Source organism: Stenotrophomonas sp. TWI377 (assembly GCF_039674525.1).
Classification (GTDB): Bacteria; Pseudomonadota; Gammaproteobacteria; order Xanthomonadales; family Xanthomonadaceae; genus Stenotrophomonas.
Genome location: NZ_JBDJNT010000024.1, coordinates 1 through 25562, shown reverse-complemented (window position 1 = coordinate 25562; position 25562 = coordinate 1). Strand labels below are relative to the sequence as shown.

Sequence of the window (25562 nt, the reverse complement as noted above, 5' to 3'; positions counted from 1 at the left end):
AAACGCAGACAGCGGCCCGAAGGCCGCTGTCTGTTTGTTGCGTCAGTCACTCAGGATCAGAGCGTGTCTTTCTTTTCCTGGTCGGCCTTGTCGCCTTCCTCGGCCTGCGGGGCATCGGTCGGGATGTCCTCGCGGGCTTCGGCCTGCGCGGCCTGTTCGGCAGCGTTGGTCGCCGCCGGGGTTTCGCTGGCGGCCGAACCGAACAGCTGACCGTTGTGCACGACCGGGCCGGCCGGGACCGATTCGGTGCGGGCCTGCGGGGCCGCCGGCTGTGCCGGGGCCTGGGTCGCATCCACGGCATCCAGCATGCTGGTCTGCACCGGTGCGACGGTCGGCTCTTTCACTTCCTGCGGGGTGGTCTCAACGACCGGGGCCGCCGGAGCAGCAACCGGAGCCTGAGCCGCCGGAGCAGCAACCGGAGCCGGGGCCGCCGGAGCAGCAACCGGGGCCGGCGCCACCGGAGCAGCGACCGGCGCCGGGGCTGCCGGAGCAGCAACCGGAGCCGGAGCCGCCGGAGCAGCAACCGGGGCCGGCGCCGCCGGAGCAGCGACCGGCGCCGGGGCTGCCGGAGCAGCGACCGGTTCAACCGGACGCGCGGCTTCCACCGGCGCAGCCGGCCGGGCAGCGGCGGGGGTCGGCTTCGGGCTTTCCACGAACGGCACCGGGTCGTTGTAGGAGGCCGGGGCCTTCTCGGCGACCGGCTCGACGGCCGGGGAAGCAGCCTTCTCGACGACCGGGGTCGGGGCCTTGTCGGCCACCGGTGCCGGGGTCGGCTCGGCATGACCCGCGGTCACGACCGGGCTGCTGACCACGGCGACCGGAGCGGCGGCAGCCACTGCCGCCACCGGGGCCGGGCGCGGGGCCTGGACCGGCGCAGGCGCGGCGGCCGGCGCGTTGCCGGATTCGTCGTCGAACTCGAACTCCGGCTGCGGCTGACCGTTGTTGGCGACCTGGCGCTCGGCCGGGGCGGCGGTATCGCCGTCCTGATCGCCGTCCTGGTCGTCGCCCTCGTCATCCAGACCGTTGTCGTCACCGTTCAGGCCATCGCTGCCGGCAGCCTGCTCACCATTGCCACGACGACGACGACGGCCACCGCGACGGCCGCGACGACGACGCGAAGCGCCTTCACCGGTACCGTCTTCGGCATTGGCCGGCGCGTCACCCTGTTCGGTGGCGTCGGTGTCGCCCAGCTGTGCGTCCTCGGCCGGAGCGGCCTTGGCCGTTTCCTGGACGTGGGCGGCCGGCGCGGCGGCATCGGTGGCGACCACGGCAGCCGCAGCGATCACGGCGGCGTCGGCAGCGATCGGCGCAGCGGTGGTCGGCTTCGGTGCATCGGCTTGGGGCTGACGCGCGGGCTTCTCGCTCACGGCCGGCTTGTCGCCGTCGTTCTGCTGCGGCTTGGCCTGGCCGTTCTGGCCCTGCTTCTGCTTCAGCTTCGGCTGCTGCTGGTCATTGCGCGCTTCATTGCGCGGCTTGGACGGCTGCTGCTCGTTGCGCGGCTTGCCCTGGGCGGGTGCCTGCACCTGTGCCGCATTGCCGTTGGCCGGTGCGGCGGTGTCCTGGCGGCGCTCGTCGCGACGCTCGCCCTTCGGGCCGCGTTCGCCGCGCTCACCACGGTCCTTGCCACGGCCCTGCGCCTGCGCATTGCCGTTGCCACCACGCTCGCCACGCTCATCGCGGCGACCGTTGCGGTCCTTGCCGTTGCGGTCCTTGTTGCGACCGTTGCGGTTGCCGTCCTGGCCCGGGCGGTTGCCCGGCTGTGGTGCGGCGGCCGGGGCCGGTTCGCCACCGAAGATGCGCTTGAGCCAACCCACCACGCCGGTTGCCGCCGGGGCGGCCACGGGGGCGGCGACCGGGGCCGGTGCGGCTTCCGGTTCCGGCGCTTCACGCACCGGGGCCGGCTGGCTGTGCTTGACCTGGGTCACCACCGGGGCGACCGGGATGTTCAGCTGGGCCTTGGTCAGTGCGTGCACCGGCAGCTTGCGCGGGGTGCCGCGCTGGTAGCTCGGCTTGCCGCTTTCTTCGCCCAGCTCGTTCTCACGCAGGCGGGTCACTTCGTAATGCGGGGTGTGCAGCTGCTCGTCGGCGACGATCACGATCGGCGCGTCATGGCGCTGTTCGATCTCGCGCAGCGCGCTGCGCTTTTCGTTGAGCAGGTAGTTGGCGATCTCGACCGGGGCCTGGACCAGCACCTGCCCGGTGTTCTCCTTCATCGCATGCTCTTCAGCCACGCGGATGATCGACAGCGACAGCGACTCGACGCTGCGCATGCGGCCATGGCCGTCGCAACGCGGGCAGACGATCTGGCTGGATTCGCCCAGGCTCGGACGCAGGCGCTGGCGGCTCATTTCCATCAGGCCGAAGCGCGAGATGCGGCCCAGCTGCACGCGCGCACGGTCGTACTTGAGCGCGTTCTGCAGGCGGTTCTCGACTTCGCGCTGGTGCTTGTTGGAGGCCATGTCGATGAAATCGATGACCACCAGGCCACCCAGATCGCGCAGGCGCAGCTGGCGGGCCACTTCTTCGGCCGCTTCCAGGTTGGTCTGGAAGGCGGTGTCCTCGATGTCGCTGCCCTTGGTGGCGCGCGAGGAGTTGACGTCGATGGCGGTCAGCGCTTCGGTCTGGTCGACCACGATCGAGCCGCCCGACGGCAGGCGGACGTTGCGCTCATACGCGCCTTCGATCTGCGATTCGATCTGGAAGCGGTTGAACAGCGGGATGTCGTCCTTGTAATGCTTGAGCTTGCGCAGGGTCTGCGGCATCACCTGCTGCATGAACTCCTGGGCGGTCTCGTACAGCTCTTCGGTGTCCACCAGGATCTCGCCGACATCGGCGCGCAGGTAGTCACGCAGGGCGCGCACGATCAGGCGCGATTCCTGGTAGATCAGGAAGGAGGCCGGCTTGGTCAGCGCCGCTTCGGCGATCGACTTCCAGACCTGCAGCAGGTAATCCAGATCCCACTGCAGCTCTTCGGCATCGCGGCCGACGCCGGCGGTGCGGATGATCACGCCCATGTCGTCGGGGATGTTCAGCTTGTCCAGCGCTTCCTTCAGCGCGGCGCGGTCCTCGCCCTCGATGCGGCGCGAGACGCCACCGGCGCTCGGCGAGTTCGGCATCAGGACCATGTAACGGCCGGCCAGCGAGATGAACGTGGTCAGGGCAGCGCCCTTGTTGCCGCGCTCTTCCTTGTCCACCTGGACCACGACTTCCTGGCCCTCACGCAGCAGCTCGCGGATGCCGGCCTTGTTGTGGTCGACGCCGGCCTGGAAGTAATCGCGGGAGATTTCCTTCAGCGGCAGGAAGCCATGGCGCTCGCCGCCGTATTCGACGAAAGCGGCCTCCAGCGAAGGCTCAAGGCGCGTGATGCGGCCCTTGTAGATGTTCGACTTCTTCTGTTCCTTGGACGGCTGTTCGATGTCGATGTCGTACAGCGTCTGGCCATCCACGATGGCTACCCGCAGCTCTTCAGCCTGCGTGGCATTGATCAGCATTCGCTTCATTCTTGCGTTCCTCGCGCGCTGCTACCGCGCGGAACGCCATGGGGTTTCGCTTCTGGTCACGCTTCACCGCCCATCGCGCATGCGCGGGGAGGGCGGTTTGGGTTTCCAGCGCTACAACACCACGGCAGGCCGCGGGAGCGCTTCATTTGTTTTGGTTTGGGTGTAACGGGGCCGGAGGCAGCTTTCAGCCAGGCTGGAGCGCCACAGGGACATGTTCAGCGCGAATGCGTGTCAGACATCCGGCGATGGCCGGGACCGCCGGTGAGCCGCTAACATGGCCGCCCCGGGGGCGGTGGCTGCGCACTGTGCCGGAATCGCGGGAAGTCGGGCTTCTGGCCCAGAACAACTTCCAACGAAATCAATCCCTTATCTCGCCCGCCGAGTGTAACAGAATAAAAGGCCAATGACCGTTACCGAGCCCACCCCCAAAGCCGCTGAAGCCATGACCAGCGTACGTATCATCACTGTCCCGGCCGACCGCGCCGGGCAACGCCTGGACAACTTCCTGCTCGGCCAGCTCAAGGGTGCACCGCGCAGCCTGATCTACAAGCTCGTCCGCAGTGGCCAGGTCCGCGTCAATGGCGGCCGCGCCAAGGCCGAGCGCAAGCTCGAGGGCGGCGACGAAGTCCGGGTCCCGCCGGTCCGTCTCAACGAGGAAGGCGACAAGGCCGGTCCGCCCGCGGCGTTCATGAAAAGGCTGGAAGATGCCATCGTGTTCGAAGACGATCGGCTGCTGGCCCTGAACAAACCGTCGGGCGTGGCCAGCCACGGCGGCAGCGGCATCAGCTTCGGCGCCATCGAAACGCTGCGTGCCCTGCGCCCGGGCAAAACCCTGGAGCTGGTGCATCGGCTGGACCGGGATACCTCGGGCCTGCTGATCGTGGCCAAGAAGCGCTCGGCGCTGAGCGAGCTGCAGGCACTGCTGCGCGAAGACCACGGCGCCGGCATCCGCAAGCGCTACCTGACCCTGCTGGCCGGCCGCATGCCCGATGGCACGATGACCGTGGATGCCCCGCTGCACGTGGGTCTGCGCCAGGGCGGCGAGCGCCACGTGCAGGTCAATCCGATCGGCAAGGAATCGATCAGCCACTTCAAGGTGCTGGAGCGCAAGGGTGGGCATTCGTACTGCGAGGTCCGCATCGAAACCGGCCGTACCCACCAGATCCGCGTGCATGCCCAGCATCTGGGTCACCCGGTGGCCGGTGACGACAAGTACGGCGATCCGGACGTCAACAAGCGACTTCGTGAGCAGATCGGCCTGAAACGACTGTTCCTGCACGCCGCCTCGCTGGAGTTCGCGCTGGATGCAGGCAAGACGCCGTATCTGATCAATGCACCGCTGGCCGAGGAGCTGGTCGAGGTGTTGAACCGGTTGAAGTAAGCGCCGGCAGATAAGCCCGCGCCGAACGGAGGGTGGTGCCGGCCGCTGGCCGGCTCTGCCCAGCCTTGATCGACATCGGGAAGAGCCGGCCAGCGGCCGGCACTACCGGGCGGTGGGCCCGGCGCCGACGTTATCCGGGCAACAGCGTCCGGCGTTATCGGGGTAGCGCCCGGGCCTCACCATTTGAACAGCACCAGGCTGATCGCCAGGCTGCCCATGCCGGCCACCAGGCCGTACACGGTCTCGTGGCCCTTGGCGTAGCGCTTGGCCGCCGGCAGCAGTTCGTCCAGGGCCAGGAACACCATCACCCCGGAAATGATCCCGAACACCCAGCCGAACGTGGCGTGGTTGAGCACGCCGGACAGGGCCACATACCCGATCGCCGCGCCGATCGGCTCGGCCAGGCCGGACAGCAGGCTGGCGCCGAACGCGTAGAACTTGTTCTGCGTGGCGAAATACACCGGGACCGCGATCGCGATGCCCTCGGGGATGTTGTGGATGGCGATGGCGAAGGCCAGCGGCATGCCCACCGACGGGCTTTCCAGCGTGGCAAAGAACGTGGCCAGGCCCTCGGGGAAGTTGTGCGCGGTGATCGCCACCGCCGTCAGCAGGCCGACCCGCTTGATGTAGGCCTTGTTGTTGTCGCGGAACAGCGGGTCCTGCTTGTCCAGGCTCTCGTGCGGGTTCGGGATCAGGTGGTCGATCACCACGATCAGCAGCACGCCGACCAGGAAGGCCGCCGTGCCATAGGCGAAGCCCAGCCGGGCGTCGTAGGCCTGGGTGAACGAGTCGATCGCCTTGTTGAGGATCTCGGTCAGCGAGACAAAAACCATCGCGCCACCAGCAAAGGCCAGCCCGAACGCCAGCAGGCGCGGGTTGGGCCGGCGCGAGAACAGCACCATCAGGCTGCCCAGAGCGGTGGCCAGGCCAGCGGCCAGGGTGACCGCCAGGGCGATCCATACGTTTTCACTGGAAATATCAGGCATCCGCCAACGCGTCCTTGTAGAAGTGCAGCGCGCCCCGGGCAACATCACCGGGGCGCGGAGTAGGGAGCACGAGGTTTGCGGCGGCTGACCTCAACACAACGCGGCGATCAACCGCCGCGACGCAGCCGTTCTTCGACCGCGAAGCACTGGTCGGGCTTGGGCTGCGGCGGATTGAAGCTGACCGGCACCTGGATCGTGGTCGGAACCGTCTGCCCGGCGCGCGTGGCCGCCTTGAACTGCCAGGCCTGTACGGCCTTCTGCGCCTGCTCGTCGAGCTGGGCGTTGCCGCTGCCGCTGGCGAGCTGGACCTGGCTGGGCTGGCCGTCGGCGGCGATGGTCACCTTGAAGGTGCTGGTGCCGCCGATCCCCTGGCAGGCCAGTTCGATCGGGTACTCCGGCGGTGGCGTCTTGACCGCGGCGACCTCGGTGGGTGCCGCGACCGGGGCGGCCGGTTCGGCGGGTGTCTTGTTGCAGCCGGCCAGGGCGGCCAGGGCAATGCTGGACAGCAGGAGGTACTGCAGTTTCATGGGCTTACTCCGTCAGGGCCGAGGCTTTCGCCGCGCAGATGAAGTCGTTCTCGCTCAGGCCGCCCACATCGTGGGTGGAGAAGCGCACCACGGCGCGGTCGTAATGCACGCCCAGGTCCGGGTGGTGATCTTCACGATGGGCCACCCAGGCCAGGGCGTTCACGAAGGCCATGGTGCCGTGGTAGTTGTCGAAGCGGAAGGTGCGGGTCAGCGCCTGGCCGGCCTCGGCCAGCTCCCAGCCGGGAATCTGGGCCAGCAGCTCGGCGACCCGGGCGGTGCCGAGCTTGTGGTCGCTGCCTTTGCGCGGCACGCAGTGGGCTTGCGCCAGCGGAATCAGGTCGGCCATGGGTTCCTCCACATCTGTATGACTGAACAATGCGCGGTCCGGTGTATAAACCGAATGAGCGCATAACAAGGGATTGGCTAGAATAGCCCGATGATCCAGATATCCGACACTGCCCAATCCTATTTCCGCAAGCTGATCGAACGTGAGGCCGTGCCCGGCATGGGCGTACGCCTCACGGCCGTCGATGCGGGTACCCCGCGCGCCGATGCCCGCCTGGAGTTCGCCGATCCCGGTGAGCTGCTCGGTGACGAGTGGGCCGTGGACTGCGATGGCTTCACCCTCTACGTGGCCGCTACCAGCGTAGCCTGGCTCGATGGTGCCGAGATCGATTTCGTCACCAATGCCACGGGCAGCCAGCAGCTGACCATCAAGGCCCCCAAGATCAAGGGCGAGGCGCCGACCGAAGGCTCCTCGCTGGTCGAGCGCGTGCGCTGGGTGGTGGAGAACGAAGTCAACCCGCAGCTGGCCTCGCACGGCGGCAAGGTCGCGGTGCAGGAAGTCTCGGCCGATGGCGTGGTGCTGCTGCGCTTCGGCGGCGGTTGCCAGGGCTGCGGCATGGCCGACGTCACGCTCAAGCAGGGCATCGAAAAAACCCTGATGGGGCGTGTGCCCGGCATCACCGCGGTGCGCGATGCGACCGACCACGAGAGTGGCGACGCGCCGTACATTCCCCGCGGCACGGCAGCCTGATCGCGCTGCGTGCCACTGCGCCGGGCTGACGACATCCTCGATTGGCTGCTGGCTCGCCAGCCGGACAAGCGCATTCTCGAAAAAACCACCGGCCTCCCCTATGGGTGGGGCCTGTGGCTGCGCGCGTTGTCGCCATTGCCGCGGCCGTTCCGGGCCAGCGAAGTGCTGGCCGAGCTGGCCCAGCGCGAGCCGCTTCCGCGGGGCGGGCGCCTGCCGGAACTGAGTTTCGTCCAGGCGATGCGTCGCCTGCTCTGGCAGGGCTGGGATCCGGCGCCGCGCGATCAGCGCTGGATGCGCTGGACCTCGGCCGTGATCAGCGCGTTGCTTCATCTGATGTTCGCGTTGTTGCTGCTGTGGGTCGCCTTGATCCGGCCGCCTGCCGAACCGGACCAGGGCGGTGAGAGCGGGCGTGTGCAGGTGGCGTTCGTTGGACGCGGCACGCCGCAGCAGGAGGAAGGCGCGCAACCCGCCGCTGCCGAGCCGGCCACGGCGGAAGCGGCGATCGCTGCGGCGATGGCCAATGCCCAGGCGATGGCGCAGGCCGAGGCCGATGCGCAGACAGCCTCGGCCCCGCAGCCGACCGCAGCGCCGGCGCCGCCGAGCGAGCCGCAACCGGCGCCACCCGCGCCAGCCACGCCCGCGGTGGAACAGCCCGTCCAGGCGACCGAGGTGGCCCAGGCCACGACCGATTTCGTGGTGCCGCCGACCAGCGTCCCGCGCACCGACGTGCGTGTCATGACGCGCGAGCCACAGGACATTGCCGTCCGTGAGCGCACCGTGGTCACGGTGGAGGCGCCGACGCCGCGTGCCACCGTACCGGCGCCGCGCCCGGCCGAACCGCAGGTGCGCACGCCCGAGCTGAGCGTGCAGGAGCGGCAGGTCACCGTGAAAGAAGCGCCGACACCGACCGTGGCCATTCCCGGGCCACGGGTGGAGGCCGCCGTTCCGCAACGTGACGTGCAGGTGCGCGAACGCGAGATCCGGCCGGTGACCGCGCCGGCGGTGAGCGTGGCCACAGTGCCCACGCGCGAGGTGGCGGTGCCCGGTCGATCGGCGGAGGTCGCCGTACGCGAACGCGCGGTGCCCAACGCCGCCCCGCGCCCGGCACCGCCATCACCGGCGGCGGCAAGCAATGCCAGCAGTACGGCGAGTGCATCCACGGCGGCGACTGCAGCGCGCGCCGCGTCGAGCCCCTCCAGGGCGCCCCCGGGCAGTTGGACCACGCCCAACCGGTCCGACGACTGGGGTGCGGCCAATCATCCGCAGGATGCCGACCTCAATGGCCGGGCCGTGAGTGCGACCCAAGGTACGGGCGGTAGCCTGTTCAAGGCCGACGGCAGCGTGCGCGTGCCAGGCCAGGACGGGCACGCTAACAGCGAGCGTGGCGCACCGGGCGGCGATAAGGACGGCTGGAGCAAGGAGCGCATCGCACAGTCCGGCACATGGCTCAAGCGCCCACCGTACGACTACACGCCAACCTCGTTCGACAAGTACTGGGCCCCCAACGAATCGTTGCTGGCCGAGTGGGTGCGCAAGGGCATCAAGGCCGTGGAGATTCCGATCCCGGGCACGAGTTCGTCCATTTCCTGCGTGATTTCCGTGTTGCAGTTCGGTGGCGGGTGCGGCCTGAGCGATCCCAACATGCAGGATCAGCCGGCCATCGCGCGGCCGCCGCCGGACATCCCGTTCAAGAAAGAGCTGCAGGAAGACAACGGCAGCCGATGAGGCTGCGCCTCATCGGCGGTAGAGCCACCCCATGGGTGGCTGCGCTAGGGTCAGGCATCAGGCGCCTCGCAGCCACGCATGGCGTGGCTCTACCGGATGCTGGGCGTTACGGTGCGGGGTCCGCGTCCGGTTCCACGTCCGCATCGCGCAGTGCCACGAACGCCCAGAACGGCACGTTGCCGTCACTCCAGTACCGGCTGGCTTCGTCGAGTACATCCAGCAGCGTGTCGAAATCGGCGCCGGCATCGCTGCGCAGGGCATCAGCGTCGCTGAAGAACAGCGCATAGCCGTTGGCCGGCAGCCAGGCCAGGTCGCGCAGGTTGTCGGTCAGCGCATCCCAGTTGCCGCCAAAGCCGGTTGGAAAATCCAGGCGGGCGGCCAGGCGCATCAGCAGCGTGCGTTTGTCGTGGCAGCCGTCCAGATCGATCTGGATCACGTGCAGGCCGGCATCGCGCATCGCCGCCGACAATGGGGCGACATCATCGTTGCCGATCGCATAGATGCCGGCATTGTTGATGTCGTGCAGGCCCAATTCGAATCCGTCATGCGTCATTGCCAGCTCCCGGCAGGTGGAACGTCGAAACTGCGGAACGTTTCATAGTGATCATCGGTATAGAACCAGCCAGTAGGGGGTGTGCCGCCGGTGACGATGCGCCGCGCGCCGCGATTGCCGGCGCCGGGCGTGTCCACCGTGTATTCGTGGTAGTAGCCGCGCGGCCGCTGCGGCAGGCGCTGTTCGCGGTTGCTGAAAATGCTGCCGTCCTGCCGGTGCGGGTACGGGCCGCCGCGCTGGATCAGCGCGATGGTGTCGCGCGCCTCGGCGGGCAGGAAGGGGGGCAGGGGATCGCGCACTGCCTGGGTCGATGCCGGTGATGACGTCGCGGCGCCGGCGGGCGGCGCGGCATCCGGCTGCGTCAGCGAGGGCGCGAACTGCGGCGCGGGCGGGCGCTGGGCCAGCTTGATGGCGGCCAGGCCGCCCACCAGCAGCGCGATGGCGATCAACAACAGCAGTGGCTTGCGCATGAGGGGCCAGGGGCGATGGGCGAGGCGACTACTCTACTGCGATCATCGCCCCGCACGGTGAGGCCCAGCCGAACAGGCGTGTTGTACGGCGAAGGAGCCCGCGTCCCCCGGCGTGCACCGTCACTGTCGCGTCACGATCCGGACACGCGATCGACCGCGCAGGACGAAGTTTCCTTTACATGGCCCTTGGTAAGCTTATCGGCCATCCCCATCATCGACTCCGCAACGCCCGGTCTTTGCCGGGTGAGTGAGCTACCAGGAGAACCACATGGCCTATACCCTCCCCAAGCTGTCCTACGCCTACGACGCGCTCGAGCCGCATATCGACGCAGCGACGATGGAAATCCACCACACCAAGCATCACCAGACGTACATCAACAACGTCAACGCCGCGCTGGAAGGCACCGAGTTCGCCGACCTGCCGGTGGAAGAACTGGTCAAGAAGACCAAGTCGCTGCCGGAAAATCTGCAGGGCGTCGTGCGCAACAACGGCGGCGGCCATGCCAATCACACCCTGTTCTGGACCGTGATGTCGCCCAACGGCGGCGGCGCGCCGGTCGGTGATGTCGCCAAGGCTATCGATTCGCAGCTGGGCGGCCTGGAAAAGTTCAAGGAAGCCTTCACCAAGGCGGCCCTGACCCGTTTCGGCAGCGGCTGGGCCTGGCTGAGCGTCACCCCGGACAAGAAGGTCGTGGTGGAAAGCAGCGCCAACCAGGACAGCCCGCTGATGGACGGCAACACGCCGATCCTGGCCCTGGACGTGTGGGAACATGCGTACTACCTGAAGTACCAGAACCGTCGCCCGGAATACATCGGCGCGTTCTTCAACGTCGTCGACTGGAATGAAGTCGAGCGTCGTTACCAGGAAGCCATTGCCTGATCGGCACGGTCACCTGAAACGCGAACGGCCAGGCAGCGATGCCTGGCCGTTTTTCGTTGCGCCGCCCGCAGCGCTGCGACGTCAGGGCGCGCTGGTGCTTTCCGGCGTCTGCAGGCGCAGGGTCGCCATGGTTCCCAGGCGCATCGCGGTGGGGTCACTCTCGCTGGCCGGCAGCTTGATGCTGTCCTGGCGGATGCCGCCGAAGTACTTCACCTGGAACAGCACGTCCAGGCCGTGCCCACGCGCTGCGCCGGCCAGTGAGGGCGGGTCCACGCGTTCGCCGGGGTTCTTGCGGGCTGGCTGGAAGCCCGGCGTGCTGCCCACCAGTTCGGTGATCTCCGCGGAGAAATCGCCGGCGATCAGCGAGGGCAGGCCCTCGGCGGTCGCGCCGATCCAGGTCATCAGGTCGCTGGTCTGGTGCCGGCGGATCTGCGCGTCATCCGGCTCCGGCCGTAGCCGGGCCACGTAGATGTTGATCAGCTCTTCGCGCAGCTTGATCCGTACCATGCCGGCCGCGCTGAACTGCCCGGGCGGGTGCAGCAGGGTGACGGCGTCATCGGTGACCGGCAACCGGGTCAGCATCGCGCTGCCATGGCGCAACGGCTGGCTGGGCGGATCGGCGGTGACGAAATCGCAGCTGTAGCGCAGCCGGCTGGCGAGCCAGCAGGCCGGATTGCGCCCCTGGGTCTGCAGCACGCGCTGCACCGCGATCACGTCCGGCTGCATGGATTCGAGCAGCTGCAGCACCTGGTCCCGCCGTTGCTGCCACTGCGCATCGTCCTGGGTCGGCAGTTCCAGCGTGGCGATCTTCAGCGAGGGCAGGGCCTCCTCGGCCTGGCGCGCATGCGCGCCTGCGGCGGGGGCCGCCAGCAACAGCAGGAGGATCCAGCCGGTCCAACGTCGGGTCTGACCCTTGATGTGCGTGCGCATAACGATAAGTTTACGCTTCCCCCGTCGACGATCCGTGACATGGGCGCCATCCCGCGCGGTCGTTTCGGGCCCGCCTGCCATGTCCGGCGCCGCCTGTCATGCAGCTGTGCAGCGTGCGCTGGGGTAGGGGGTTCCGGTAATCTTGGTCCTTTCGTGTTCGCAGGACAGCCCCACAGGATGAGCAATATCGCAGCCGCCAGCGCAGGCAAAGGCAAGATGCCGCGCCAGATTCCCTACATCATCGGCAATGAGGCCTGCGAACGCTTCAGCTTCTATGGGATGCGCAACATCCTGGTGCAGTTCCTGATCACCTCGCTGCTGCTGCAGGAGATCACCGCCGATGGCCGCGCCGGTGAGGCGAAGGACATCATGCACAGCTTCATGATCGGCGTGTATTTCTTCCCGCTGCTCGGTGGCTGGCTGGCCGACAAATTCTTTGGCAAGTACCACACCATCCTGTGGTTCAGCCTGATCTATTGCGCCGGTCACGCCTGTCTGGCCATCTTCGAGGACAGCCGCCAGGGCTTCTTCGTCGGCCTGGGCCTGATCGCGCTGGGCGCGGGCGGCATCAAGCCGCTGGTGGCCTCGTTCATGGGCGACCAGTTCGACCAGAGCAACAAGCATCTGGCCAAGGTCGTGTTCGACGCCTTCTACTGGATCATCAACTTCGGCTCGCTGTTCGCCTCGCTGCTGATCCCGCTGGCGCTGAAGAACCTGGGCCCATCGTGGGCCTTCGGCATCCCGGGCATTCTGATGTTCGTGGCCACCTTCGTGTTCTGGATGGGCCGCAAGCGCTATGTGCTTGTGCCGCTGCCGCCGAAGGACCCGCATTCGTTCGGCAACGTGGTGCGCACCGCGCTGTCGGCACAGGTGCCGGGCAAGGGCCGTCCGGGGCGTACCCTGGCCATTCTCGGCGCGGTGCTGGCGGTGGCCTCGATGGGGCTGGTGGGCAGCCTGGGCATCGTGATCTGCCTGTGCATCGCGCTGGTCCTGCTGCTGGCCGGTATCGGTGGCGGTACCTGGATCCAGCTGGACCGCGCCCGTGCGGTGCATCCGGCCGAAGCGGTCGAGGGCGTGCGCTCGGTGCTGCGCGTGCTGGTGATTTTCGCCCTGACCACGCCGTTCTTCTCGCTGTTTGACCAGAAGGCCTCGACCTGGGTGCTGCAGGGCCAGCAGATGGCCATGCCGAGCTGGTTCACTGCGTCGCAGATGCAGGCGCTGAACCCGCTGCTGGTGATGATCCTGATCCCGTTCAACAACCTGGTGCTGTACCCGATGCTGCGCCGCTTCGGCTTCGAGCCGACCGCGCTGCGCCGGATGACCGCCGGTATCGCCTTCAGCGGCCTGGCCTGGATCGTGGTCGGTGGCATCCAGGTGATGATGGATGGCGGCAACGTGATGTCCATCTTCTGGCAGATGCTGCCCTACGCGCTGCTCACCTTCGGTGAGGTGCTGGTATCGGCCACCGGCCTGGAGTTCGCCTACAGCCAGGCGCCGCAGGCCATGAAGGGCGTGGTGATGAGCTTCTGGAACCTGACCACCACCATCGGCAACCTGTGGGTGCTGCTGTCCAACGCGGCGGTGCGCAACGATACGGTGACCCACCAGATCGCCAGTACCGGCTTGAGCGAGGCGGCGTTCCTGATGTTCTTCTTCGCCGGCTTTGCGTTCCTGGCGGCGTTGGCCTTCGGTTGGTATGCCAAGCGCTATCGTATGGTCGACAACTACCGCACCGCCTGAGCCTGACATGACCCCAGTCAACCTGCTGCTGATCGCCATTACCGTCATCGTGTCGTGGATGGCGTTCAAGAACCGTGCGCTCGCCGACCGCCTGATCCTGTGGCCGCCGGCGGTGGACCGCAACCGTCAGTACGATCGCCTGATCACGTACGGGTTCATCCACGCCGATCTGTCGCACCTGGCGTTCAACATGATCACGCTGTTCTTCTTCGGCGGCTTCATCGAACAGGTGATGCTGCAGCTGAGCGGCAGCTACCTGACGTATCCGGCGTTCTACCTGGGTGCGTTGCTGGTGTCGATCCTGCCGAGCTATCTGAAGAACCAGAAGAACCCCAACTACCTCAGCCTGGGCGCATCGGGCGCGGTATCGGCGGTGCTGTTCGCCTTCATCCTGATCAAGCCGTGGTCGATCATCCTGGTGCTGTTCATTCCGGCGCCGGCGATCATCTATGCCGTGTTCTATGTCGGCTACAGCATCTGGATGGACCGCCGCGGCGGCGATCGCATCAACCACAGCGCGCATCTGGCCGGTGCGGCCTTCGGTGTGCTGTTCATGCTGGCCATGCAGCCGAGCATCTTCAGCCACTTCCTGCGTGAGCTGAGCAACCCGACCTTCCGCCTCGGCGGTTGAGTCGGGGCGTACCGACCAACGGTCGGTACCTACGATGAGGTATCTGGCGCGGGGTGGGGCGTACCGACCAACGGTCGGTACCTACGATGAGGTATCTGGCGCGGGGTGGGGCGTACCGACCAACGGTCGGTACCTACGATGAGGTATCTGGCCGGGGTGGGGCGTACCGACCAACGGTCGGTACCTACGATGAGGTATCTGGCCGGGGTAGCTCACGACCGTTGGTCGTGAGCCCGGCAACCGTCAGGCGGCCTTCTTGCCGTCTACGCCATACGTGCTGAGCAGGCGGGCATAGACCTCGTTGTCGATCTGGGCGAATTCCCAGCCTTGGGTCTGGCCATTCACGGCCAACTGGAACAAGCCCTCCAGCAGGGATGTGTCGGCGTCGCCGTGGGGGGCGGGGGCAGGTGCAGTGTTGTCCATGCGGACCTCCGGAAAGCGGGTGCGTACAGGCAGGTCTTCGCAAAAGCCATGCCAGCTTTCACGCCCTGTCCGACTCCGGTATCGGCCTGCAGGCGCCGGGCTTTAGGGCGGGATGTGACGCAGCACGTCGCTGCTTGCCCCTGTTCAGGCTTCACGCGATCATGGCGGCCGGCTGCGCACTATCGCTGCAGTCGCCGCAGGAGACACCGCTCATGGCTTCGGTCACGCCGCCCGGACTGGCTTACGAGGTGGAGCACGATCTGGCCAATCACCGCTTCCAGGCCCGGGTCAAAGGGCATCTGGCGCTGCTGGATTACCAGATCAAGCGCAAGCGGATGATCATCACCCATACCGAGGTGCCGGAGCCGATCGCCGGCCGTGGCGTGGCGGGTGAGTTGACCAAGGTGGCGCTGCGCTATGCGCGCGAACAGAAATTCAAGGTGGTGCCGGCCTGCGCTTACGCCGAGGCGTTCCTGCAGCGGCACGAGGAGTACGACGACCTGCTGGTCCGATGACGACAGCGGGTCATGCTTCAGGGATGGCCGATCATGATGGTGGGTTACAACAAGGGGATTTCAGGATGAACATCGCAGGAAACCGTCGCGCGCTGCGCGCCAGCGCGTTGGCCATGGCCATGGGCGTGGTGGTGCTGGCAGGCTGCAACAAGCACGACGGCGACACACAAGCACCGGCGGCGCCGGTCGACACGGCCGCCGAAGCCGTCGCGCCCGCGGTGGCTCCCGACGCACCGGTCGAGCTGCGCGATGTGATCGAGACCTCGCCGCAGGCCGTGGTCGGGATCACCTACCCGCCGGACATCGCCCGGTATCCGGGCTTGGCCAAGGCGCTGGGTGGCTATGCCGACAGTGCGCGGGCAGAGCTGCAGCAGGCGCTGGACGGGCTGGGCAACGACAAGCCGAGCATGCCCTACGAGCTTTCGCTGACCTTCGAGAAGGTGCTGGAAACGCCGCAGCTGGTGGTGGTGACCGCCGATGGCAGCCGCTATACCGGCGGCGCCCACGGTGAGCCGCTGGTGGCGCGCTTTGTGTGGCTGCCGGAGCAGCAGCAGATGCTGACCGCCGACAAGCTGGTGGCCGATGCCAAGGGCTGGAAGGCGATCAGCGATTACGTGGCCGACCAGCTGCGCGAGCGCGTGGCGACCCGGTTGAGCGGCGATGAAATGGAACCGGCGCAGATGCAGGAATCGCTGCGCAATGCCAGCCGGATGATCGCCGACGGCACCGGGCCAAGTGCCGACAACTTCAGCCAGTTCCAGCCGCTGACCGGTTCCGACGGGCGCATCTCTGCGATACGCTTCGTGTTCCCGCCCTACCAGGTAGGGCCGTACTCGGACGGCACGCAGACCGTGGACGTCCCGGCCGCCGTGCTGGTGCCGCACGTGGGGCAGGATGTCGCGGGGTTGTTCGCCCGGGGCTGATCGACGGAGGCGACGTGGACGCTGGGCTGCAACGACGGGTCACAGGGTTGCTGCATGAGGCGGGGGTCACCGTTGACGGTGACCAGCCGCAGGACATCACGGTGCACGACCCGCGCTTCTACGCGCGGGTCATGGCCCAGGGCTCGCTCGGCCTGGGCGAGAGTTACATGGACGGCCAGTGGGACGCCGCCTCGCTGGACGGCTTCCTGTATCACCTGATGCAGGCTCATCTGGACGAGCGCGTGCACAGCTGGCGCGAAGTGGCCGATGGACTCAAGGCGCGCCTGTTCAACCTGCAGGCGGGCGGTGGCAGCTTCGAAGTCGGCAAGCGCCACTATGACCTCGGCAACGACCTGTATGAGGCCATGCTCGGCCAGCGCCTGGTCTACAGCTGCGGTTACTGGCGCGACGCGCAGGACCTGGACGGGGCGCAGGAGGCCAAGCTCGACCTGATCTGCCGCAAACTGGAATTGCGCCCCGGCCAGCACGTGCTGGATATCGGCTGTGGCTGGGGCGAAGCGTTGAAGTTCGCCGCCGAACGCTATGGCGTCTCCGGCGTGGGCATCACCATTTCGCAGGAGCAGGCCGAGTACGCGCGCCAGCTGTGTGCCGGTCTGCCGATCGAAATCCGCCTGCAGGACTACCACGACCTCAACGAGACCTTCGACGCGATCTTCTCGGTGGGCATGTTCGAGCACGTGGGCGACAAGAACTATCGCGGGTACTTTGAGGTGGCGCGGCGCTGCCTGCATCCGCACGGGTTGTTCCTGCTGCACAGCATCGGCGGCAACCTGTCGCGCCACCGCACCGATCCCTGGATTGCGCGCTATATCTTCCCCAATTCGATGCTGCCCTCGGCCGCCCAGCTCACCGCCGCGTTTGAAGGGCTGTTCGTGCTGGAGGATTGGCACAACTTCGGCACTGATTACGACCGGACGCTGCAGGCGTGGCGGTTGAACGTGGAAAACGCGTGGCCGCAGCTGGATCCGCAGCGTTACGACGAACGCTTCAAGCGCATGTGGCGTTTCTACCTGGCCGCCTCGATGGCCAGCTTCCGTTGCCGGCATGCGCAGCTGTGGCAGCTGGTGCTGTCGCCGCATGGGGTGCCGGGTGGGTATGTGGCGCCGCGCTGACGGGATCGGCATGGATACCGCGTGTCGCCCCTCGATGCGTTATTACGGGATTGCATTCGTTCAGTTTCGATAGGCTGAAAGAATCACGATGTGTCGCGGTTGGGTCGTTCAATGCCTCGCGGGCACGCTGCGCTGCGGGGCCGGACGATACGTGACTCGGTGCGCAGTTTTTCGCCGCCGCCGCATGCCAATTTGGCGCGGTCGTTGCGCGCCGTGGCCTCTCGGCTGCGGTTCGCGATGGCATCCGTCCCCAACATGAAGTTGATCAACAGATGACGAGCAACAAGAAAACCCATTTCGCCAGCGCCATCGCGGTGCTGTTCGCCTGCACCCTGGCCAGCCAGGCGTCGGCCGCGCGCAAGGCCTACGACGTGGAAGAAGTGGCGTGCACTGATCCGTCCGACATGGTGTGCCTGTCCTGGAACCTGCAGACGGCGCCGGGCGGCTCACGCACGGCGGGCATGACTGTGACGCTGATGGAAGGTGAGACCATTTCCGGTGTAATCAAGCCGAAGGCGAACCGTTACACCACCACCATGCTGCGTACCAACCCGGACCTGGAGATGTACATCGGCATGGGCTTCGAGCCGACCGAGCAGGCGTACACCTGCAAGGTGACCGAGACCGAAAACTGCCGGATGAGCGGCTCCAACTTGCCGGCGTTCCACTTCAAGGTGAAGGCGAAGGTTGACCAGGCAGGATCGCCGCTGGGTTACGCCTATACCACCGCCTCGAACTAAGCGCGGTTGCGGCTGCCGGCACAGCGCTGGCGGCCGCGTTGATCCCGCCCGGCATCGCCGGTCGGGTGTGTTTCCCGTTAGCATTGCGCCGCATGCATGACGCCGTTTCTTCCGCCGTAGTCCACGCGTTGCTGAGCGCCCGCAGCGAGGTGGAGGCCGCGTTCGCCGGTACGCGTGATGCGGACGCTGCACTTGCAACGGCCACGGCCACGCTGGAGGCCGCGTTGTCGGCACACAGCGAAGATCCGCTGCTCCTGACCGGGCTCGGCGCCGTTGCCTGTGACCGCGCGCAGTACGTCCGTGCGCGTGAGGTGTTGCAGCGGGCGTTGGCGCTGGGTAGCGACGATCGGCATGCGGCATTCAACCTTGGCGTGGCGTTGCTCAATACCGGGCGCACGGCGCAGGCGAGGGCGGCGTTCGAACAGGCGCGCACGATGGCTGCCTCACCGTTCACCTGGGAAGCCTGGTTCGACCCGCAGGCGCATTGAGGGTCGCACCAACCAACGGTTGGTACCTACCGTCACGTCCGTATCGCCATGGGTAGAAGAACCAAAAAAAACGCCCGGCAGTGCCGGGCGTTTTTTGTACTGCACGTCGTTGCAGCGGACGCTTACTTCTTGCTGTCACCCGAGGTCAGGCCGCGCTTTTCGAGCAGCGGCTCGATCTGCGGGGCGTGGCCGGCGAAGTTCTGGAACAGCTCCATCGCATCGACGCTGCCGCCCTTGGAGAGCAGGGTCTGGCGGAAGTGGTCACCGTTCTTGCGGCTCAGGCCGCCGTTCTCGCGGAACCACTTCTGGGTGTTGGCATCCAACACTTCGGACCAGATGTAGGCGTAGTAGCCGGCCGAGTAGCCGCCCATGATGTGGCTGAAGTACGGGGTCTTGTAACGCGGCGGGACCGGCGCGTAGAAGATGCCGTCCTTGGCCAGGGCATCGGCTTCGAACTTCATGACGTCCTTGGCAGCCGGCACCTGGTCCGGGCCGATCTGGTGCCAGCGCTGATCGAGCATGGCCGCACCGAGGTACTCGGTGGTGGCGAAGCCCTGGTTGAACTTGGCGGCAGCGACGACCTTGTCGAGCAGGGCCTGCGGCATGGCCGTCCCGTTCTGGTAGTGCTTGGCGTAGTTCTTCAGGATGACCGGATCATCGGCCCACATCTCGTTGACCTGCGAGGGGAACTCGACGAAGTCGCGCGGCACCGAGGTGCCCGAGAAGTAGGGGTACTTCACGTTCGAGAACATGCCGTGCAGGGCATGGCCGAATTCATGGAAGGTGGTGGTCACTTCATCCCAGGTCAGCAGGGTCGGCTTGCCGGCCGGCGGCTTGGGGATGTTGAGGTGGTTGGCGACCACCGGCTTGAAGCCGGTCAGTTCGGACTGCGAGACGTACGAGTTCATCCACGCACCGCCGCGCTTGGAGGCGCGTGCGTACGGGTCGAAGATGAAGATCGCCAGCTGGCTGCCGTCGGCATCGAACACGTCATAGACGGTGACGTCTTCGTGGTAGACCGGCAGGTCGGTGCGCTGCTTGAAGGTCAGGCCGAATTCAAGCTGGGCGGCGTGGAAGACGCCGTTTTCGAGCACGTTCTTCATTTCGAAGTACGGCTTGAGCTGGGATTCGTCGAAGTTGTACTTGGCCTGGCGGACCTTCTCGCTGTAGAACGCCCAGTCCCAGGCTTCCAGCTTGAAGGTGGGCTTGCCGGCGGCCTTCTGCTCCTTGTCGATCATCGCCTGCAGGTCGGCGGCTTCGCGCTTGGCGTTGGCGACGGCGGCCGGGGCGAGCTGGCCGAGCATGGCGTTGACCGCTTCGGGGGTCTTGGCGGTCTGGTTGGTCAGGTTGTAGGCGGCGAAGTTCGCAAAGCCCATCAGCTTGGCCTTGTCGGCACGCAGCTGCATGATGCGCGAGACCAGGGCGGTGTTGTCGTACTCACCGCCGCGGCTGCCGCGGGTGATGGAGGCTTCGTAGATCTTCTGGCGCAGCGCGCGGTTGGCCAGGTTGGTCAGCGGCGGCTGGCCGGTGGTGTTGAGCAGGGTGATGACGTACTTGCCGTCCTGGCCACGGGCCTTGGCGGCTTCGGCAGCGGCGGAGATCTGCTCCTGCGAGAGGCCGGCCAGTTCCTTGACGTCATCGACGGTGATCGCCGAGGCGTTCACTTCGGCCAGCACGTTCTGGCTGAACTTGGTGCCCAGGTTGGCCAGTTCGGCGTTCATTTCCTTGAGCTTGGTCTTGTCGGCTTCGGACAGCTTGGCGCCAGCGCGGACGTAGCTCTCGTAGTACTTCTCGACCAGGCGCACGCCCTCGGCGTCGAGGCCGAGCTGGGCGCGGGTGTCGTACAGGGTCTGGATGCGGGCGAACAGCTTGCCGTTCAGCGCGATCGCGTCGCTGTGCGCGGCGAAGCGGGCGGAGTAATCGGCCTGCAGCTTCTTGCGTGCGTCGTTGGTGTCGGCACCGACCAGGCTGAAGAAGACGGTGGTGGCGCGGTCCAGGGTATCACCGCTCTTTTCCAGGGCGATGAGGGTGTTGTCGAAGGTCGGCTTGGCCTTGTTGTTGGCGATCGCCTCGACTTCCTTCAGCTGCTGGGCCATGCCGGCGTCGAAGGCGGGCGCGAAGTCGCTGTCCTTGATCTTGTCGAACTGCGGGAAGTGCAGCGGCAGCGGGCTGTCGGCGAAGAACGGGTTGGCCTGCTGGGCGCTGGTCGCGGCCGGGGTGGCGGCGGTGGCCGAATAGGCGGGCAGGGCAAGGCCGAGGGTCACGGCGACGGCGAGGGCAAGACGGGTGGTCAAGGGGAATTCTCCGGTCAGACAAGTCTTTGAGGGTAACCCGAGCCGTTGCGGAGGGGCTTGTGTCGAAAGGCATGTTTTGGCCGGACCACGGCCGGGGCATGGCGAAAGCAACTGCGGCGCCGGACAGTTGATTGGCGCCTTAAAAAGCGGCGTGTGGCCAGATTGGGAGCAGTAGTGCCGGCCGCTGGCCGGCTCCCCAGCCGTGCAGGACGAGTCCAGCAGGCAAGCTAAGATGAGGTCTTTCCACCGGAATCCCCTGCCATGACCACTGCCTTCGACTTCCCGTTCGTGGACCTGTCCGGCCAGCCGCAGGCGTTGGCGCAGTACCGGGGCAAGGTGTTGCTGCTGGTCAATGTGGCCAGCAAGTGCGGCTTTACGCCGCAGTACGAGGGGCTGGAGGCGCTGTGGCGGGAGTTCGGGCCACGGGGGCTGGTGGTGGTCGGGTTTCCCTGCGATCAGTTCGGGCACCAGGAGCCGGGCGATGCGGCGCAGATCGGGGAATTCTGCTCGCTGACCTACGGGGTCAGTTTCCCGATGTCGGACAAGGTCGAGGTCAACGGCGCCGGCGCTGATCCGCTGTGGCAGTGGCTCAAGGCCGAGAAGGCCGGGGTATTGGGCACGCGCGGGATCAAGTGGAACTTCAGCAAGTTCCTGGTCGGGCGCGATGGGCAGGTGCTGGCGCGGTATGCGCCGACCGACAAGCCCGAATCGCTGCGCGGCGACATCGAGGCGGCGCTGGCGTAACGCCGGGCTCTGCCCGGCTCCGTGATCCCGGTAGTGCCGGCCGCTGGCCGGCTCCTCGCATCACCGGTTCGCCCAACGTTCCAGCCACGCATGGCGTGGCTCTACCGGCTCGCATCACCGGTTCGCCCAACGTTCCAGCCACGCATGGCGTGGCTCTACCGGCTCGCATCATCGGATCGCCGACGTTCCAGCCACGCATGGCGTGGCTCTACCGGCTCGCATCATCGGATCGCCGACGTTCCAGCCACGCATGGCGTGGCTCTACACCGCAGCGGTGGAATCAGCCGCCTGCTTTCCGGTTGCGCACGTCTTCGGGCAGGAGGGCGAGGATGTCGTCGACGATTTTCGGCAGGCTCTGCTCGGAGTAGCCGCGATGCACCCCGGCGATGCTGCCGTCGTGGCCGATGATGAACATGTGCGGGATGGTCTGGATGCCGTACTGGTCGCTGACCTCGCCCTTGGCGTCGTGGATGTAGTCCAGTGGCGGGGCGTTGCGGCTGCGGGCGATGGCGGCGAAATCGGCGCGCGGTTCCTTCAGGTTCACCGCGTAGACCTGCAGCGCGTCATGCCCGATGACCTTCTGCAGCTGGCCCAGGATCGGCAGTTCCTTGCGGCACGGGCCGCACCACGAGGCCCAGAACGTGACGATGACGACCTTGCCGCGCTGGCTGGCCAGGTCCACCACATTGCCCCGGCGGTCCTTGCCCAGGATCTGCGGCGGGATATCGCCGGCTTTCGGTGAGGGCGTTGCGGGCGCGGCGGCGCTGGCAGCCAGGCTCATGGCGAGCAGCAGGCAGGCGAGGGCGGGGCGGATCTTCCTGATCATCGGTACGGCTCCAGGTCAGACCCGGCCGTTGCCGGGCTGACGCGGAATATAGCCCAACGTGCATGCGATCGTTGCCGCGGGAGCCGACCAACGGTCGGCTCTACCCGGCAGGGCTGCGGTTGGCGTATCAGCCCCGTAGAGCCGGGCGCTGCCCGGCTGGCGCGCAGGTTCGTCGATCAGCCGGGCGGAGCCCGGCGCCGCGATTACTTTTCGACGAACGCGCGCTCGAAGACGTAGTGGCCCGGGGTGCCGATGCGCGGCGAGGTCTGGAAGCCGCGGCTGTCCAGCACGGTGCGCAGGTCGGCCAGCATCTGCGGGCTGCCGCAGATCATGGCGCGGTCGTTTTCCGGATCCAGCGGCGGCAGGCCGAGGGTCTTCTGCATCTCGCCGCTTTCCATCAGCGAGGTCAGGCGGCCCTGGTTGGGGAACGCCTCACGGGTGACGGCCGGGTAGTACAGCAGCTTGTCGCCGATCATCTCGCCGAGGAATTCGTGCTCGCGCAGTTCCTTCTCGAACAGGTCGCGGTAGGCCAAGTCTTTTTCGTAGCGCACGCCGTGGGTGAGGATCACCTTGTCGAAGCGCTCGTAGGTTTCCGGGTCCTTGATCACCGACAGCCACGGCGCCAGGCCGGTGCCGGTGCCGAGCAGGTACAGGTGCTTGCCCGGGTGCAGGTCGCTGATCAGCAGGGTGCCGGTAGGCTTCTTGCCGACCAGCACCTTGTCGCCCGGCCTGATGTGCTGCAGGCGCGAGGTCAGCGGGCCGTCCTGGACCTTGATGCTGAAGAACTCCAGGTTTTCTTCCCAGTTGGCACTGGCGATGGAGTACGCGCGCAGCAGCGGGCGCGCCTCGGTTTCCAGGCCGATCATCACGAACTGGCCGTTCTCGAAGCGGAAGCCGCTGTCGCGGGTCGTGGTGAAGCTGAAGTAGGCGTCGGTCCAGTGACGGACCTCAAGCACCGTTTCGGCGCCAAAAGCGGAAGACATGGGGGTGGGGTTCTGGTCGGTTTCGTCGGGTCTAGTTTATCTCAAATGAGATAAATTCTCATTGACTGGCCGGACAGGCCTGTCGCGTCTGGGTTTCAGCGGTACCCGGCGGCCTGCAGCTCGAACAGTTCGGCATACCGTCCGCCCTGGGTCATCAGTTCGGCATGGGTGCCGCTGGCCTCGATCCGGCCGCCGGCCAGCACCAGGATGCGGTCGGCCATGCGCACCGAGGAGAACCGGTGCGAGATCAGCACCGCGGTGCGGTTGTCGGACAGTTCCTTGAAGCGCTGGAACACCTCGAACTCGCTGCGCGCATCCAGCGCCGCGGTCGGTTCATCCAGGATCATGACCTGTGCATCGCGCATGTAGGCACGCGCGATCGCGATCTTCTGCCACTGACCGCCGGACAGGTCCACGCCCATCTTGAAGCGGCGGCCGATGAGCTGGTCGTAGCCGCCGGGCAGGCCGGCGATCACTTCATCGGCCATGCCGCGGCGCGCGGCATCGCGGATGCGGGCGTCGTCGGTCATCGCCTCGACCAGGCCGACGCCGATGTTCTCGCCGGCGCTGAGGTTGTAGCGCACGAAGTCCTGGAAGATCACGCCCATGTTGGCGCGCAGGTCGTCCAGGTCGTAATCGCGCAGGTCGCGGCCATCAAGCAGGATGCGGCCTTCGTCGGGGTCGTACAGGCGGGCCAGCAGCTTGACCAGGGTGGTCTTGCCGGCACCGTTCTCGCCGACCAGCGCCAGCACTTCGCCGGCACGCAGGTCGAAATCCAGATGGCGTACCGCCCAGCTTTCGGCGTCGGGGTAGCGGAATCCGACATTCTCGAACACGAAGCCCTGGGTGATCGGCTGCGGGATGGCGACCGCGTCCGGGCGCGAATGGATCTCCGGTTCGATCTGGAAGAACGAGAACAGATCGTCCAGGTACAGCGCTTGCCCGGCGACCTGCGAAAAGCCGATCAGCAGCCCTTCGAGCAGCTGGCGCAGGCGCAGGAAACTGCCGGCCAGGAAGGTGAGGTCGCCGATCGAGAAATCGCCGCGTACCGTGCGCCAGGCGATGTAGGCATACGCCGCGTAGTACCCGAGCGTCCCCAGCGCGGCGAGCAGCGTGCCCCAGATCGCGCGCTTGCGCGCGAGGGCGCGGTTGGCCAGGTAGAACTTCTCGGCCAGCCGTTTGTAGCGGTCGATCAGGAAGCGATGGAGGTTGAAGATTTTCACCTCCTTGGCGGTTTCCACGCTGGCCCCGATCTGGCGCAGGTACTCCAGCTGCCGACGCTCGGGCGTCCACTGGAAATTGAGGCTGTAGCCGGCGGCGTTGAAATGCGATTCGCCGATGAACGCCGGGATCAGCGCCACCGCGAGCAGCAGGATCAACCACGGCGCGTACACGATCAGGCCGACCGCAAGGCTGGCCACGGTGATGCTGTCCTGCACCTGGCCGAACAGCTGGCTCATCAGGTTCATCCGGCCCATGGTCTGGCGCCGTGCGCGGTCCAGCTTGTCCTGCAGGTCGGGGTCTTCGAAATCTTCCAGGTCCAGCTCGGCGGCGTGTTCCATCAGGCGCACGCTGGTGACGTTGGTGAACAGCTCTGACAACAACGTATCGGCGTAGCTGACCATGCGGCCGAGCAGGTCCGAGGCCATGGCCAAGCCGAACTCGAGTGCGAGCAACCCGAGCAGCGGGTTCAGCAGCCCGCTGGAGAGCGCCTCGCCGAACGGCGGGAAGCCCGCATCGTGCTGGCTGAGCAGTACCGCCGCATCGATGATCAGCTTGCCGACATACAGCATCGCCACCGGCAGCAACGCACGGATCACACGCAGCCCGAGGCTGGCCAGGGTCAGCCCGGGGCTGGTCTGCCAGACCTGGCGCAGGAACGGGGGCAGGTTGCGCATCGCATTGACGCGCTCGCGCAGGCTGGGATTCTTCTGGCCGGGTGCACCGGCAGCGGGGGAGGCGGGCATGGGCGGTATTGTGCGCGCCGTGACCGTGGTTGATGCATGAATTCAGTGCACGCGGACCGCAGCCCGGTAGTGCCCGCCGGGGGCGGGCGCCCGGGGGCCTCCCGCCACGTGCCGCGCCGGGCCCCCGGCGGGCCGACCCCGGCCGGCCCACGATAGTGCCGAGGCCG

General features: G+C 66.8%; 24 protein-coding genes. 12 read left to right on the top strand and 12 right to left on the bottom strand.

What is annotated here, in order from left to right:
- Positions 1-56 precede the first annotated feature (56 nt).
- Positions 57-3500, bottom strand: a complete 3444-nt coding sequence (locus tag ABE546_RS16695) for an Rne/Rng family ribonuclease (RefSeq protein ID WP_346464528.1) — start codon at positions 3498-3500, stop codon at positions 57-59.
- Between the two features lie 442 nt (positions 3501-3942).
- On the opposite strand from ABE546_RS16695, the gene ABE546_RS16690 reads away from it, so the two are divergent.
- The gene (locus ABE546_RS16690) at positions 3943-4881 is read left to right on the top strand and encodes an RluA family pseudouridine synthase (protein WP_019182886.1); all 939 of its coding nucleotides are present in this window, start codon (positions 3943-3945) and stop codon (positions 4879-4881) included.
- 176 nt (positions 4882-5057) lie between these two features.
- Here the strand turns inward: ABE546_RS16690 and zupT are convergent, their stop codons facing one another.
- The 3 genes from zupT to ABE546_RS16675 form a co-directional block, all read right to left on the bottom strand.
- Positions 5058-5867: a zinc transporter ZupT gene (zupT, locus tag ABE546_RS16685; protein ID WP_019182887.1), complete on the bottom strand. Its 810-nt coding sequence runs from the start codon at positions 5865-5867 to the stop codon at positions 5058-5060.
- A gap of 107 nt (positions 5868-5974) precedes the next feature.
- Entirely contained in the window at positions 5975-6394 is a 420-nt protein-coding gene (locus ABE546_RS16680; protein WP_346464527.1) for an energy transducer TonB, read from the bottom strand.
- 4 nt (positions 6395-6398) lie between these two features.
- Complete coding sequence (locus ABE546_RS16675; protein ID WP_346464526.1) at positions 6399-6740, bottom strand: 4a-hydroxytetrahydrobiopterin dehydratase; 342 nt, start codon at positions 6738-6740, stop codon at positions 6399-6401.
- A gap of 90 nt (positions 6741-6830) precedes the next feature.
- Between ABE546_RS16675 and ABE546_RS16670 the strand changes: the two genes are divergently transcribed.
- Together ABE546_RS16670 and ABE546_RS16665 are read left to right on the top strand one after the other, a co-directional pair.
- Complete coding sequence (locus ABE546_RS16670; RefSeq protein ID WP_313210352.1) at positions 6831-7430, top strand: NfuA family Fe-S biogenesis protein; 600 nt, start codon at positions 6831-6833, stop codon at positions 7428-7430.
- A 9-nt stretch (positions 7431-7439) separates the two neighbouring features.
- Positions 7440-9155 carry a hypothetical protein gene (locus ABE546_RS16665; RefSeq protein WP_346464525.1) on the top strand — a complete coding sequence of 572 codons (1716 nt, stop codon included), beginning with the start codon at positions 7440-7442 and terminating at the stop codon, positions 9153-9155.
- Positions 9156-9261: 106 nt separating this feature from the next.
- Here the strand turns inward: ABE546_RS16665 and ABE546_RS16660 are convergent, their stop codons facing one another.
- Both ABE546_RS16660 and ABE546_RS16655 read right to left on the bottom strand, forming a co-directional pair.
- Complete coding sequence (locus ABE546_RS16660) at positions 9262-9708, bottom strand: barstar family protein (protein ID WP_346464524.1); 447 nt, start codon at positions 9706-9708, stop codon at positions 9262-9264.
- Positions 9705-10178, bottom strand: a complete 474-nt coding sequence (locus ABE546_RS16655; protein ID WP_313210346.1) for a ribonuclease domain-containing protein — start codon at positions 10176-10178, stop codon at positions 9705-9707. Before ABE546_RS16655 ends, ABE546_RS16660 begins: the two co-directional genes overlap by 4 nt.
- 268 nt (positions 10179-10446) lie before the next feature.
- On the opposite strand from ABE546_RS16655, the gene ABE546_RS16650 reads away from it, so the two are divergent.
- Positions 10447-11058: a superoxide dismutase gene (locus ABE546_RS16650; RefSeq protein ID WP_123730769.1), complete on the top strand. Its 612-nt coding sequence runs from the start codon at positions 10447-10449 to the stop codon at positions 11056-11058.
- 81 nt (positions 11059-11139) lie between these two features.
- On the opposite strand, the gene ABE546_RS16645 is transcribed toward ABE546_RS16650, so the two are convergent.
- Positions 11140-11988 carry an endonuclease/exonuclease/phosphatase family protein gene (locus ABE546_RS16645; RefSeq protein WP_313210343.1) on the bottom strand — a complete coding sequence of 283 codons (849 nt, stop codon included), beginning with the start codon at positions 11986-11988 and terminating at the stop codon, positions 11140-11142.
- 177 nt (positions 11989-12165) lie between these two features.
- Here ABE546_RS16645 and ABE546_RS16640 point away from each other — a divergent pair, with 177 nt between their 5' ends.
- Both ABE546_RS16640 and ABE546_RS16635 read left to right on the top strand, forming a co-directional pair.
- The gene (locus tag ABE546_RS16640) at positions 12166-13728 is read left to right on the top strand and encodes an oligopeptide:H+ symporter (protein WP_070470348.1); all 1563 of its coding nucleotides are present in this window, start codon (positions 12166-12168) and stop codon (positions 13726-13728) included.
- A 7-nt stretch (positions 13729-13735) separates the two neighbouring features.
- Positions 13736-14359 carry a rhomboid family intramembrane serine protease gene (locus ABE546_RS16635; protein ID WP_019182898.1) on the top strand — a complete coding sequence of 208 codons (624 nt, stop codon included), beginning with the start codon at positions 13736-13738 and terminating at the stop codon, positions 14357-14359.
- Between the two features lie 243 nt (positions 14360-14602).
- On the opposite strand, the gene ABE546_RS16630 is transcribed toward ABE546_RS16635, so the two are convergent.
- A complete protein-coding gene (locus ABE546_RS16630; protein WP_313218851.1) occupies positions 14603-14782 on the bottom strand; it encodes a hypothetical protein in 180 nt (59 codons plus the stop codon).
- Positions 14783-14994: 212 nt separating this feature from the next.
- Here ABE546_RS16630 and ABE546_RS16625 point away from each other — a divergent pair, with 212 nt between their 5' ends.
- The 5 genes from ABE546_RS16625 (at position 14995) to ABE546_RS16605 (ending at position 18581) form a co-directional block, all read left to right on the top strand.
- Positions 14995-15297, top strand: a complete 303-nt coding sequence (locus tag ABE546_RS16625) for a GNAT family N-acetyltransferase (RefSeq protein WP_121041132.1) — start codon at positions 14995-14997, stop codon at positions 15295-15297.
- Between the two features lie 65 nt (positions 15298-15362).
- Positions 15363-16220, top strand: coding sequence for a DUF3298 domain-containing protein (locus ABE546_RS16620; RefSeq protein WP_346464523.1), 858 nt, complete (start codon positions 15363-15365; stop codon positions 16218-16220).
- 14 nt (positions 16221-16234) lie between these two features.
- Entirely contained in the window at positions 16235-17353 is a 1119-nt protein-coding gene (gene cfa, locus ABE546_RS16615; protein WP_346464522.1) for a cyclopropane fatty acyl phospholipid synthase, read from the top strand.
- 272 nt (positions 17354-17625) lie between these two features.
- On the top strand, positions 17626-18093 hold the full coding sequence (locus tag ABE546_RS16610; protein ID WP_346464521.1) for a hypothetical protein: 468 nt from the start codon (positions 17626-17628) through the stop codon (positions 18091-18093).
- Positions 18094-18185: 92 nt separating this feature from the next.
- Positions 18186-18581 carry a tetratricopeptide repeat protein gene (locus ABE546_RS16605; protein WP_346464520.1) on the top strand — a complete coding sequence of 132 codons (396 nt, stop codon included), beginning with the start codon at positions 18186-18188 and terminating at the stop codon, positions 18579-18581.
- Positions 18582-18703: 122 nt separating this feature from the next.
- Here ABE546_RS16605 and ABE546_RS16600 read toward each other — a convergent pair whose 3' ends face one another.
- On the bottom strand, positions 18704-20875 hold the full coding sequence (locus tag ABE546_RS16600) for a M3 family metallopeptidase (protein WP_346464519.1): 2172 nt from the start codon (positions 20873-20875) through the stop codon (positions 18704-18706).
- 261 nt (positions 20876-21136) lie between these two features.
- Between ABE546_RS16600 and ABE546_RS16595 the strand changes: the two genes are divergently transcribed.
- Positions 21137-21619 carry a glutathione peroxidase gene (locus ABE546_RS16595; RefSeq protein ID WP_313210324.1) on the top strand — a complete coding sequence of 161 codons (483 nt, stop codon included), beginning with the start codon at positions 21137-21139 and terminating at the stop codon, positions 21617-21619.
- Between the two features lie 280 nt (positions 21620-21899).
- Here the strand turns inward: ABE546_RS16595 and ABE546_RS16590 are convergent, their stop codons facing one another.
- From ABE546_RS16590 to ABE546_RS16580, 3 genes are all read right to left on the bottom strand, one after another.
- Positions 21900-22445 (bottom strand): TlpA disulfide reductase family protein, encoded by a 546-nt coding sequence (locus ABE546_RS16590; RefSeq protein WP_313210322.1) that lies wholly within the window; start codon positions 22443-22445, stop codon positions 21900-21902.
- Between the two features lie 203 nt (positions 22446-22648).
- Entirely contained in the window at positions 22649-23428 is a 780-nt protein-coding gene (locus tag ABE546_RS16585) for a ferredoxin--NADP reductase (protein WP_346464518.1), read from the bottom strand.
- 95 nt (positions 23429-23523) lie between these two features.
- Entirely contained in the window at positions 23524-25395 is a 1872-nt protein-coding gene (locus ABE546_RS16580; protein ID WP_259261553.1) for an ABC transporter ATP-binding protein, read from the bottom strand.
- Positions 25396-25562: the final 167 nt, after the last annotated feature.